The organism is Nocardiopsis sp. TNDT3, from assembly GCF_003427465.1.
In the GTDB taxonomy this organism is placed as follows: domain Bacteria; phylum Actinomycetota; class Actinomycetes; order Streptosporangiales; family Streptosporangiaceae; genus Nocardiopsis; species Nocardiopsis dassonvillei.
Window position 1 is genome coordinate 1 of sequence record NZ_QPFC01001058.1, and the last position, 7,818, is coordinate 7,818.

Sequence of the window (7,818 nt, forward strand, 5' to 3'; positions counted from 1 at the left end):
CCCCGGACGTCCGAACAGGGGCCGCGCCCGCCGCCCGCCTCCGGAGGACAAGCCGCGGGGCGCCTCCCCGTCCCGGTCGGCGCCCCGCGTTTCCCGCGTCCCCAGCGGGTCCCTGTGTTTTCCGTTGTGGCTCTCGCGGCCCCCGCCTCACGGGGGCGTGTCCGTCACTCCAAGGTGTCGGAGCGGCTCTTCCCGGCAGGCCGCTCGCGCCGGTGCCGGGCGAGCGCTCGGGCCGCCCCGGCCGCGCCCAGGCCCGCCAACAGCACCGGCAGCACCCACAGGACGTTGAACTCCCAGTCGCCCGTGCCGCGCATGACGAACCCGACCGCCAGGCCGAGGAACAGCAGACCCGCGACCAGCGAGCCCCAGTCAGTCCTACGCTCCGCCACGCTTCACCTCCACGACCCCGACCAGTGAGTCGGTGCGCACGTTGATCCGCGGGGCCCCGGCCCCGTCGCCGCCCCGCGCCTGCCCGTCCCGGGCCCCGGCGTCCGCCGAGGCCCCGTGGACCTCCTCGTGGTCCAGGGAGACCCCGAACATGTCGTCCCGCCCGTCCTCGGCGAAGTCCACGCCCCCCAGACCGATCTTCGAGTGCACCGCGACCTCCGCGTCCTCGGGCAGGACCAGCTCCACGCGGCCCGCCCCCATCCACAGCGACACGTCGACGGCCTCGCCGGGCTCCAGGTCCTCCAGCCCGGTCAGGTCCAGGGTCCCCGAGCCCACGGTGAGCCGGTGGTCGCCGGACTCGGCCGCGGCCACCGTGGTCGGCCGCCACGTCTCGTCGCCGATCCGCACCCGGGTCAGGTCGGTCACCGACGCCAGCACCAGCAGCAGAACGGCCGCCGCGCCCATCGGCAGCAGCCCCCGCGGGTTGCCCGCCCAGACGCCGACCAGCGCGTACACGCCGACCACCGCCAGGGCCCCGGCCAGGAAGAACACCCCGGTCTCCGGCCCGAACAGCAGGTCGGCCGTCCGCCCGCTCCACAGCGAGGACGACCAGCCGAACTCCAGCACCGACACCACGACCGCCCCGGCCACGACCGTCCACAGGGCCATGGAGGCCAGCGGCAGGCACCTGCCCCCAGGGGCGCGGCCCTCGTCCTCCGCCCCCCGCGCGCCGGGCTCGCCCGACCCGCCGGAACGCCCCTCCTCCTCGTCCTCGTCCCCTCCGGCGTCCCGCGCGGCGCTGCGCTCCGACACCACCGCCAGGTCCACCGGCCCGTGCGGCGCGGACGCCCACGGCTGGGCCGGGTTGTAGTAGGTCGCGGTCGGCTCCGGGGACGGCGTCGCGGGCGGCGGATCCGTGGCCCGCAGGTCCTCGCGCAGCTCGGTGAACGCCGTCCGAAGGTCCACGCCCCGGTTGCGCGCGGCCAGGAGACCCAACACCAGGGGCACCGCCAGCACCAGCGTCGACCACCCCAACCCGCCGACCAGGCTGAACGTCGTCGCGACCGCCAACCCCACCGCGAGCAGCTTGGGCACCGTCCGCGGCGGGATGCTGCGGTTGAGCATCTGCTCGAACGTCGCCGGAACACCCTGGGCGTCGCGCATGAGCATCCACGCGGCGATGTAGAGCAGCAGGCCCGTCGCCCCGGCGAACGAGGTCAGCACGAAGGCCGCACGCCACACCACCGGATCCACCCCGGTGTACCGGCCAAGGCCCGCGCACACACCGGCCAGGACCCGCTCCTCGTCCCCCTTGCGCAGCTCACGCGGGGAGGCCCCGGCGCCCGCCTCCGCCGTACCGGAAGCGGACGCGGCCGGGGCGCCCTCCGGTACCGGGTCGTCAGTCATGGTCACTCACCGCGCTCTCCTCACCCACCCATGGTCACCCGTCGCCGCCCACCAGCACATCCGGGACGACCCTGAACCCACCCTGACGGGGGCCCGGCCAGGACCAGGGGCGCGCCCCCGATGCCCGGTCCGCACCGGAGGGGGCATCCTGGACAGCACAGGACCCACGAACGCGGCGGGCGCGTACATCCTCCCCGCCGCACGGACGAAAGCGGTGATCGGGCGGTGGCAGCAACGGCCGCGGACACCCCGCGGCTCACCCGCGCGGTCAGGGGCAGGCTCCTCGGCGGCGTCGCCGCCGGGCTCGCACGCCACCTGGGCCTGGACCCGGTGGTGGTCCGCCTCGCCTTCATGGCGCTGTCCGTGGGCGGCATCGGCATCGCCGTCTACGCCGCCCTGTACTTCTTCGTGCCCAGCGACTCCTCGGAGGAGGAGGCCGCCGAGCCCGAGAGCCGACGCAAGGGCCGCGACCTCTCCCAGCTCATCGCCTACGTCGGACTCGCCGCCGGACTCGGCCTGCTCTTCCTGCTCTTCGGCGGCGTCTTCGACCCGCTGCTGTGGTTCGTGGTCTTCGGCACCCTCGGCGGCATCATCCTCTGGCAGCAGGCCAACCCGTCCCAGCGCGACCAGTGGATGACCAGCACCGTCAGCCGCTCCTCACCCAAGGGCATCATGCGCGCGGGCGCGGGCGTGCTGCTCGTCGTCGTCGGCGCTATCGGCTTCCTCGTCTTCCAGGAACAGCTCCAGAACGCCCGCGCCGGCCTGACCTTCGCCTTCACCGTGCTCGCGGGCATCGCGCTCATCGTGGCCCCCTGGATCATCGGGCTGATCCGCGAACGCGACCAGGAGCGCCGCGAGCGCATCCGCAACGCCGAGCGCGCCGAACTCGCCGCCCACATCCACGACTCCGTCCTGCACACCCTGACCCTCATCCAGCGCCGGGCCGAGGACCCCCGCGAGGTGCAGCGCCTCGCCCGCGTCCAGGAGCGCGCCCTGCGCAGCTGGCTCTACCAGCGGCCCGCCGACGCCGACACCACCGTCTCGCCCGCGCTCGAACGCGTCGCCGCCGAGGTCGAGGAGGAGCACGGGGTCCCCATCGAAGTGGTGTGCGTGGGCGACTGCCCCATGGACGACGCGCTGGCCGCCATGCTCCGCGCCGCCCGCGAGGCCATGGTCAACGCCTCCAAGTACGCCGGGACGGACAGCATCTCGGTGTTCGGCGAGGTCGACCAGGAGGAGGTGCTGGTGTTCGTCCGCGACCGCGGCGCCGGATTCGACATGGACGCCGTCCCCGAGGACCGCATGGGCGTGCGCGGCTCCATCCTGGGCCGGATGGACCGCCACGGCGGCTCCGCGCGCATCCGCACCGGCCCCGGCGAGGGCACCGAGGTGCAGCTGCGCATGCCGCGCGTCCCCGACCTGTTGTGACCCCCGGACCGGGAGCCCGGCGCGGGTGGTCCCGATCGCCGGCCCCGCCGCCGGAGGGACCGCCGAGACGACCGCCGCCGGGATCGGAGGGCGGCCGGAAGCGGACAGCCCCCGACGCCGGTGTCCCCGTCCGCCCCGACGTGGGTAGAGTCCACGGTGTGGCAGACGAGAACACGACCTTCAGTAGCGGAGACGCGGTCCCCCGCGTCGTGATCGTGGACGACCACCGGCTGTTCCGCAGCGGTGTGCGCGGTGAGCTCGGCGACGCCGTGAACGTGGTCGGCGAGGCCGGCGACGTCGACAGCGCCGTCCACGTCATCGGGGAGAAGCAGCCCGACCTCGTCCTGCTGGACGTCCACCTGCCCGGGGGCGGCGGCGTGGAGGTGCTGCGCCGCGTGCTGGCCCAGCACCCCCAGATCCGCTTCCTGGCCCTGTCGGTCTCCGACGCCGCCGAGGACGTCATCGGCGTGGTGCGCGGCGGCGCCCGCGGCTACGTCACCAAGACCATCTCCGGCAGGGAGTTGGCCGACGCCATCGTGCGCGTGGCCGACGGCGACGCGGTCTTCTCCCCGCGCCTGGCCGGGTTCGTGCTGGACGCCTTCTCCGCGACCGACGCCCCGCCGGTGGACCCCGAGCTGGACCGGCTCACCCAGCGCGAGCGCGAGGTCCTGCGCCACATCGCGCGCGGCTACGCCTACAAGGAGGTGGCCAAGGAGCTGTTCATCTCCGTCAAGACCGTGGAGACGCACGTGTCGTCGGTGCTGCGCAAGCTCCAGCTGTCCAACCGCCACGAGCTGAGCCGCTGGGCCACCGCCCGCAGGCTGGTCTGAGCCCGGCGCGGGACGCCGCGGCCCCCCGGGCGCGGCCCGTCCGGGGCGGGTAGCCGGGGACCGGCGGGCGCGGACCGCGGGGCACGGCGAAGCAGGGGCTCCGGGGACCCCCCTTATCCATGGGACCACCGTCCGGGGGCGCGCCGCCACCCCCTCCCGCGACCTGTGGACAACCCCGGCCGCTCAGCGCAGCGAGTCGAGCATCCGCCCCAGGAACTCGGCCTCGGCCACGCCCGTGACCACCCGCGCGGGGCGGCGCTCGTCGTCCCGCGGGCGCGGGCGCAGGTCCGCCACGGTCATCCCCCGCGTCAGCGTTCCCGTCAGCTCCACCTGCACCGGGGCCTCGAAGGACTCCGTCACCAGGTGCGGGTCCACCAGCACCGCCGCGGCCAGCGGGTCGTGCATCGCGCACTGGCGGACCCCGAAGATCCCCGAGTAGAAGTCGGCGTAGAAGTCCAGGAACGCCGACGTGCGCTCGGCGCGCTCGCCCGCGACCGTCGCCAGCTCCGCCAGCCACTCGGTGGTGGCCACCGTCTTCATGGTGATGTCCAGCGCCACCAGGTCCAGGTCGAACCCGGCCGCGAACACCGCCTCCGCCGCCTCGGGGTCGTTGCTGATGTTGGCCTCGGCGTGTGAGGACACGTTGCCCGCCACGCGCACCGCACCGCCCATCACCACCAGGCGCCGCACCAGCCTCGGCAGCTCCGGCTCCAGGGCCAGCGCGATCGCCAGGTTCGTCAGCGGCCCCACGGCCAGCACGTCGATCTCGCCCGGGTTCTCCCGGCCCAGGCGCACCAGCAGCCCGGCCGCCGTCTCCGACACCGGCCGACCCGCGGGCTCGGGCAGCTCCACGTCCCCCAGCCCGTTGCCTCCGTGCACGTGCGCGGCCAGCTTCGGCGGCTGCACCAGCGGACGCGCGGCGCCCACCGCCACCGGGACGTCCGGGCGGCCGTACAGCTCCAGCAGCCGCAGCGCGTTGTCGGCCGTGACGTCCACGCTGTTGTTGCCGAAGACCGCCCCGACGCCGACGATCTCCACCTCGGGCCGAGCGGCCAGGTAGGCGAGCGCGACGGCGTCGTCGATCCCCGGGTCGCAGTCGACGAACACACGCATGCTCAAGGAAACTCCCTCTCAGAACACGAGGGCCCCCGACCGGAGGCCCCTACCGAAACAGGGTAAGACGCCGGTCAGGGAGCTTTTGCCCGACAAAACGGGCCTGTGGGGGGCTGTCCCTGCGCACGGGGGCGGCAGCGTCACCGGACGGCCGTAACCTGGATGCCGTGTCCTCCCAAGAACAGCTTCTCGAAGGTCTGAACGGTCCCCAGCGCGACGCCGTCACCCACAGCGGCTCCCCGCTCCTGATCGTGGCGGGTGCCGGGTCCGGCAAGACCCGGGTCCTCACCCACCGCATCGCCCACCTCATGGCCGCGCGCGGTGTCCGCCCGGGTGAGATCCTCGCCATCACCTTCACCAACAAGGCCGCCGCCGAGATGCGCGAGCGCATCCAGGCGCTGCTGGGCGTGCGCGCCGCCAACAGCATGTGGACCATGACCTTCCACTCCGCGTGCGTGCGCATCCTGCGCAGGGAGGCAGCCAGGCTCGGCTACCCGAGCAGCTTCACCATCTACGACTCCGCCGACTCCGCGCGCCTGATGCAGCTGGTGTGCAAGGAGATGGACCTGGACCCCAAGCGGTTCCCGCCCAAGTCCTTCTCCGCCCAGGTCTCCAACCTCAAGAACGAGCTGGTCGACTACGACACGTTCGCCGGACAGGCCCAGACCGAGCAGGAGAAGAAGCTCGCCGAGGCCTACCAGCTCTACCAGCGCCGCCTGCACGAGGCGGGCGCGATGGACTTCGACGACCTGATCATGGTCACCGTCAACCTGTTCCAGATGTTCCCGGACGTCGCCGAGTACTACCGGCGCCGCTTCCGGCACGTCATGGTCGACGAGTACCAGGACACCAACCACGCCCAGTACGTGTTCATCCGCGAACTGGTCGGCGTGGCCGAGGGCTCCGACACCAGCGTGGTGCCGCCCGCTGAGCTGTGCGTGGTCGGCGACGCCGACCAGTCCATCTACGCGTTCCGCGGCGCCACCATCCGCAACATCCTGGAGTTCGAGCGCGACTTCCCCGACGCGCGCACCATCCTCCTGGAGCAGAACTACCGCTCCACCCAGACCATCCTGTCTGCGGCCAACGCGGTCATCGACCGCAACGAGGGCCGCCCGGCCAAGAACCTGTGGTCGGAGCAGGGCGACGGACCGGCCATCGTCGGCTACGTCGCCGACAACGAGCACGACGAGGCCGCCTTCGTGGTCGGCGAGATCGACAAGCTCACCGACGACGGAACCCTCACCCCGAGCCAGGTCGCGGTGTTCTACCGGACCAACGCCCAGTCCCGCGTGTTCGAGGACGTGTTCATCCGCACCGGGCTGCCCTACAAGATCGTCGGCGGCGTGCGCTTCTACGAGCGCAAGGAGATCCGCGACGTCCTCGCCTACCTGCGGGTCCTGGCCAATCCCGAGGACACCGTCAGCCTGCGGCGCATCCTCAACGTGCCCAAGCGGGGGATCGGCGCCCGCGCGGAGGAGTCGATCGAGCTGTTCGCCGCCCGCGAGCGCATCTCCTTCTCCCGGGCGCTGCGCCGGGTGGAGGAGATCCCCGGGATGGCCGCCCGCTCGGTCAAGGCGGTGCTCAACTTCACCGCCCTGCTGGAGGAGCTGGAGCAGACCGTGCCCGAGGGCACGCCCGCGGAGATCGTCGAGGCGGTGCTGAGCAAGACCGGGTACCTGTCCGAACTGGCCGAGTCCAAGGACCTCCAGGACGAGAGCCGGGTGGAGAACCTGGAGGAGTTCGTCGACGTCGCCCGCGAGTTCGAGCACACCTTCGCCGCCCTCCTGGAGGAGGAGCCCACGGAGGACGGGGAGGAGGCCGCCGGGGCCGTCGATCCGGGGGCGCCGACCCTGGTCGACTTCCTGGAGCGGATCTCCCTGGTCGCCGACACCGACCAGATCCCCGACGAGGACGACGAGGGCGGCGTGGTCACGCTGATGACCCTGCACGCGGCCAAGGGGCTGGAGTTCCCCGCGGTCTTCCTCACCGGGATGGAGGACGGGGTGTTCCCGCACACCCGCACGCTCGGCGACAAGACGCAGCTGGAGGAGGAGCGCCGTCTGGCCTACGTGGGCCTGACCCGCGCGCAGCGCCTGCTGTACGTCAGCCGCGCCGCCGTGCGCAGCGCCTGGGGGACCCCCTCCTACAACCCCGCCTCCCGCTTCCTGGACGAGATCCCCTCGTCCCTGGTCGACTGGCGCCGCGCCGAGTCCACCCTGGCCGCCCCGCCCAGCCGCAGCATCGGCGGCCGGGGCTCCGGGGGCTTCGGCGGCGGGGGCGGTTTCAGCGGCACCTTCGGCGGCGGCTCACGGTCGCGCGGGGGAGCGAAGGCGGCCAAGGAGGCGCCCGCGCTCAGTGTGGGGGACCTGGTCAACCACGACTCCTTCGGCATGGGCCGGGTGCAGCTGGTGGAGGGGACCGGGGACAGGACCAAGGCCCGCATCGACTTCGGCGCGGACATCGGCGAGAAGGACTTCCTGGTCAAGTACGCGCCGATCGAGAAGCTCTGAGGCCGGGATCCGGCGAACGTGTCCCGAGCACTCCGGGCCGGGGGTAGAGTTGGGGAAGACCGAGCGAGACGGACGCGGTTCCCGCGGCCGGGCCGGTCGACCCCTTCCTCCGAATCACCGTTCCGAGCACTGCTTCGGTG

General features: G+C 73.0%; 6 protein-coding genes. 3 read left to right on the forward strand and 3 right to left on the reverse strand.

Annotated elements, in window-relative coordinates; genetic code table 11:
* Positions 1–164: 164 nt before the first annotated feature.
* Both DQW06_RS23760 and DQW06_RS23765 read right to left on the reverse strand, forming a co-directional pair.
* On the reverse strand, positions 165–389 hold the full coding sequence (locus tag DQW06_RS23760) for a hypothetical protein (RefSeq protein WP_013156217.1): 225 nt from the start codon (positions 387–389) through the stop codon (positions 165–167).
* Positions 376–1,800, reverse strand: a complete 1,425-nt coding sequence (locus DQW06_RS23765; RefSeq protein WP_013156218.1) for a PspC domain-containing protein — start codon at positions 1,798–1,800, stop codon at positions 376–378. The genes DQW06_RS23760 and DQW06_RS23765 overlap by 14 nt, the downstream gene beginning before the upstream one ends.
* 219 nt (positions 1,801–2,019) lie before the next feature.
* Here DQW06_RS23765 and DQW06_RS23770 point away from each other — a divergent pair, with 219 nt between their 5' ends.
* Entirely contained in the window at positions 2,020–3,222 is a 1,203-nt protein-coding gene (locus DQW06_RS23770; RefSeq protein ID WP_013156219.1) for an ATP-binding protein, read from the forward strand.
* A 158-nt stretch (positions 3,223–3,380) separates the two neighbouring features.
* On the forward strand, positions 3,381–4,052 hold the full coding sequence (locus tag DQW06_RS23775; RefSeq protein ID WP_013156220.1) for a response regulator transcription factor: 672 nt from the start codon (positions 3,381–3,383) through the stop codon (positions 4,050–4,052).
* A gap of 183 nt (positions 4,053–4,235) precedes the next feature.
* Here the strand turns inward: DQW06_RS23775 and DQW06_RS23780 are convergent, their stop codons facing one another.
* The gene (locus DQW06_RS23780) at positions 4,236–5,165 is read right to left on the reverse strand and encodes a nucleoside hydrolase (protein WP_117199347.1); all 930 of its coding nucleotides are present in this window, start codon (positions 5,163–5,165) and stop codon (positions 4,236–4,238) included.
* Positions 5,166–5,332: 167 nt separating this feature from the next.
* On the opposite strand from DQW06_RS23780, the gene pcrA reads away from it, so the two are divergent.
* A complete protein-coding gene (gene pcrA / locus DQW06_RS23785) occupies positions 5,333–7,678 on the forward strand; it encodes a DNA helicase PcrA (RefSeq protein ID WP_013156222.1) in 2,346 nt (781 codons plus the stop codon).
* The last annotated feature ends 140 nt before the right edge of the window (positions 7,679–7,818 follow it).